The following is a 4,034-nucleotide window of genomic DNA, read 5'->3' as shown; positions in this document are numbered from 1 at the left end:
TGAAGAACACCGGGGTGTTGTTGCCGACGAGGTCGTAGTTGCCCTCCTCGGTGTAGAACTTCAGCGCGAAGCCACGCGGGTCACGGACGGCGTCCCATCAGTGTTGCCATCTCAGTCTTGCCATTTACCGATGGGATCCCGCGTCGGTCGGCAGCGGCCCCAGCACGACCTTGGTCTCCAGGTATTCCTGCATGCCGTCGGGGCCCCATTCGCGGCCGTTGCCGGACTCCTTGCAGCCGCCCAAGGGAGCGGTCCAGTCGAAATCGGCGTTGTTGACGATCACGTAGCCGGCTTCGATACGGGAACCGACGTCCGCGGCGTCCGCCGGATCGCTGCCGGTGACGTAACCGGCAAGGCCGTACCGGATGTCGTTGGCGATCTCGACAGCCTCATCCACCGTGTCGTAGGTAATGATCGACATCACCGGCCCGAGGATCTCTTCCTGGGCGATGGTCATGTCGTTGGTGACCCCGGTGAAGAGAGTGGGCTTGACGAAGTGCCCCTGCTCCAGGCCATGCGGCTTGCCGAGGCCACCGGTGACCAGGTGGGCTCCCTCATCCAGGCCGGCCTGGATGTAGTGCTGGACGGTCTGCCACTGCTCGGCGGAGATCAGCGGGCCCATGTCGATGTCGTCTGCGCGCGGGTCGCCGATCCTGATGGACTCGATCCGCGGGAGCAGCACGGACAGGAACTCCTCCAGCCGCTCGCGCGGCACCAGGGTCCGGCTCGGCGCACTGCAGATCTGGCCGGTGTTGGCCACCAGCCAGGTGAGCGCTGTGCCCGCCGCGACGTCCATGTCCGCATCGGGCATGATCACCTGCGGAGACCTGCCGCCGAGTTCGGTGGCCACGCGCTTGGCGCTCCGGCCGGCAGCGGCATTCACCTGGAGCGCGGTCTCACCCGAGCCGGTGAAGGACACCAGGGCGACGTCGGGGTGCGACGCGAGTGCATTTCCGATCATCGAGCCGCGACCGATGACGAGGTTGAAGACGCCTGCGGGGACTCCGGCGGCCTCCAGGATCTCGGCCAGGACGACAGCCGAGTACGGGGCCAGCTGGGCCGGCTTGAGGACGACGGTGCAGCCCGCCGCGAGCGCCGAGGCGGTCTTGCCGGCCGGCTGGAGGGCGGGGAAGTTCCAAGGAGTGATCAGAGCGGCCACGCCGATGGGTTCCTTGCGGACGTGGGTGGTGCTGCGCTCTTCGGTAAACGCAAACGTCTTGAGTACCTGGGCGGCTGCCCGGAACTGGATGATTCCGGCGGCAACGTGCCTGGAGCGGGACAGCGGCAGCGGACAGCCCAGCTCTGCGGTGACAGCCTGGGCCATGTCCTCGGCGCGCTGCTCGTACTCGTCGGCGATCCGATCCAGCAGATCTATGCGCTCCTGGCGGGTGGTCCGCGAGAATGCGGGGAATGCGCGGCTGGCCGCGGCAACCGCCAGGTCGACGTCGGCCTCGCCACCGAGTGCCACCCGTCCGGACACCTCGCCGGTGGCAGGGTCGGTCAAATCGATGACCGTTCCGTCGAGGGGCTCGCGCCAGGCGCCGTCGATGTACAGCTCGGTGTACTCACGCATGGTGTCTCCGTTGGATGCGCAGTTCTTCGCCACACAGACGACCATGTGGCGGAGGCGGCCTTTCGTGTACGAAGGCTCCTTGCGGAATCCATCGTCGTGACGGAGAGACCTGGCATACAGGGAGATCTTTTCCTGGGAAGCCGTCCCTAGGAAAGCCAGTACCAGGCACGCGCAGACCGCTTCCGAGCAGCCGGGGAGAGCTTCGTGGCCGCCTGCCGGCCTCGGTGTCACATCAGCCGTCCACCGGAGCCAGGCATCGAACGGGCGTTCCTTCTGTGCATTGCGCAGTGCTGGTGTGGGTGGGTCATCTGACGGATGCGCTGTCGTCGAGAAGACGAGGAGCGGCAGTCGGCATTGGCTGCTCTCGCACGGCGCACCCGGAGAGGGAAGCCGTGTCATGGTGAATGGGAGTGCGTGTACTGGCCAGTGGTAGGCCTGAGCCGCCCTGTCGATCGGCGACGATCTCGGCAACGATCGACAGGGCCGTCTCCTCGGGCGTGCCCGCGCCGAGGTCAAGGCCGATCGGTGAACGCAACCGGGCCAGCTGGTGATCGGTTACCCCTGCTGCGCGCAGGCGCTGTATGCGGTCCTCGTGGGTGCGCCGAGACCCCATGGCCCCGACATAAGCAACCGGCAGCTTCAGCGCTCGTTGCAGGAGCGGCATGTCGAACTTGGCATCGTGCGTGAGCACACACAGCACCGTTCGGTTGTCGAGCCGAGTGGCTGCCAGGTAGCGGTGAGGCCAGTCGACGACCACTTCGTCCGCCTCCGGGAAACGCGCCTCGGTCGCGAATACCGGTCGGGCGTCGCAGACGGTTACGTGGTAGCCGAGGAATTTGCCGAGCCGTACCAGAGCTGCCGCGAAGTCGATCGCTCCGAAGACGATCAAGCGGGGGGCCGGGACACTGGATTCGACCAGCAGTGTCAGCGGACGACCGCAGTAGGACCCCTCCTCACCGATCACGACTGTCCCGGTGCGCCCGAGTTCCAGCATTGCTCGAGCCCTGGCTGCTGCGGTGCGATCCAGCTGCGGCTCGTCACCCAGCGTGCCCTCATACGCCCCGTCGGAGTGGACTGCCAGCGCGCGACCGAGCCGTTCGGCCGGCCCGTCGACAACACGAGCCAGCGCAACCGTCTCCTGTGAGCGTGCGGCGGACAACGCGGCAGCGAAGACATCCCGGTCCGGATCACCGGCACGGACCGGCGTGACCAGGATGTCGATGACCCCGCCACACGTGAGGCCGACGGCGAAGGCGTCCTCGTCGCTGTACCCGAACTGCTGCAGGACGGTCTCACCGTCTTTCAGCGCCTGCTGACACAGGTCGTACACCGCGCCTTCCACACAACCGCCGGAGACCGAGCCGACGGCCGTGCCATCGCCGTCCACGGCAAGGGCAGCGCCAGGCGCACGGGGTGCGCTGCCGCTGACCGCGACCACGGTGGCGACGGCGAAGTCACGGCCTTGCTCAAGCAACTGGCACAGCTCTCGTGCGATGTCCAGCATGGGTTTCTCCCCGGACTACGGCGGTGCGATACGGCGCCGGACGGTGGCGCCGGCGACGAGGACGGCTCCGCGGCTCATCGGCTGCGGAGCCGGTCTCTCAGAGCATGAGTCGGTCGATGGTGATCGGGAGGGAGCGGATGCGGCGGCCGGTGGCGTGGAAGACGGCGTTGCCGATGGCCGCGGCCAGCCCGACCAGGCCGACTTCGCCGACTCCCTTGGTCCCCACCGCGGTTGCCCGGTCGGGTCCGCCGACGAAGAGCACCTCCATGTCGGGAATGTCGGCGTTCACCGGCATCAGGTAGTCCCCGAAGGTGGCGTTGGCGATGCGCCCGGTGACCTGGTCGGTGGCCGTCTCCTCGAACATCGCCTGGCTGATGCCGCCGACCGTGCCGCCGATGATCTGGCTGGTGGCGGTCTTCTCGTTGAGGATGCGCCCGCCGTCGATCGCGGAGACCACCCGTGCCACCCGCAGCAGGCCCAGTTCCGGGTCGAGGCGCACCTCGACGAACTTGGCTCCGAAGGCGCCGGAGAGCGCCATCCCCAGCTCCTCGGACTGCGGGGGAGTGCTCCTGCCGTCGGCGCTGAGCTCCTCGAGGCCGTGACGGGTGAGGATCTGCGTGTAGGTCTCACCCTGTGCGGGATCTCCGATGCGGTGGATGCGCCCGTCGGTGACGGTCACGTCGTCGGGCGCGGCGCCGTGCAGCGGGGAGGCGGTGTCGTCGCGCACGACGTCGAGGAACTCCCGCAGCAGGCGCCGGCAGGCCGCGTGCACGGCGTTGCCGAGGGCGCCGGTGAGGCCGGAGCCGCCGGCCTGGGGGGCGTAGGGCATGTCGGAGTCGCCGAGGTCGAACCGCACCCGGGCGACGTCGACGCCGAGGAGCTCGGCCGCCAGCTGGGTCATGACCGTGTAGGTGCCGGTTCCGATGTCGGTGGCGGCGCTGCGCACGTATGCCGAGC

The 4,034-nt window shown here is 68.2% G+C and carries 3 protein-coding genes and 1 pseudogene; all 4 read right to left on the bottom strand.

The window, feature by feature from the left end:
* A pseudogene (locus ACFVJQ_RS45500) lies at positions 1–94 on the bottom strand (catalase); the annotation flags it as partial.
* A 30-nt stretch (positions 95–124) separates the two neighbouring features.
* A complete protein-coding gene (locus ACFVJQ_RS45495) occupies positions 125–1,573 on the bottom strand; it encodes an aldehyde dehydrogenase family protein (protein WP_385791850.1) in 1,449 nt (482 codons plus the stop codon).
* Between the two features lie 304 nt (positions 1,574–1,877).
* A complete protein-coding gene (locus ACFVJQ_RS45490; protein WP_385791848.1) occupies positions 1,878–3,077 on the bottom strand; it encodes an XdhC family protein in 1,200 nt (399 codons plus the stop codon).
* A gap of 97 nt (positions 3,078–3,174) precedes the next feature.
* The coding region (locus tag ACFVJQ_RS45485; protein WP_385791846.1) for a xanthine dehydrogenase family protein molybdopterin-binding subunit at positions 3,175–4,034 on the bottom strand (860 nt) is incomplete at its 5' end.

The sequence above is a fragment of the Streptomyces sp. NPDC127197 genome (genome assembly GCF_042672405.1).
Taxonomy (GTDB): Bacteria; Actinomycetota; Actinomycetes; order Streptomycetales; family Streptomycetaceae; genus Streptomyces; species Streptomyces flavusporus.
This window is presented reverse-complemented; position numbering and strand designations above follow the sequence as displayed.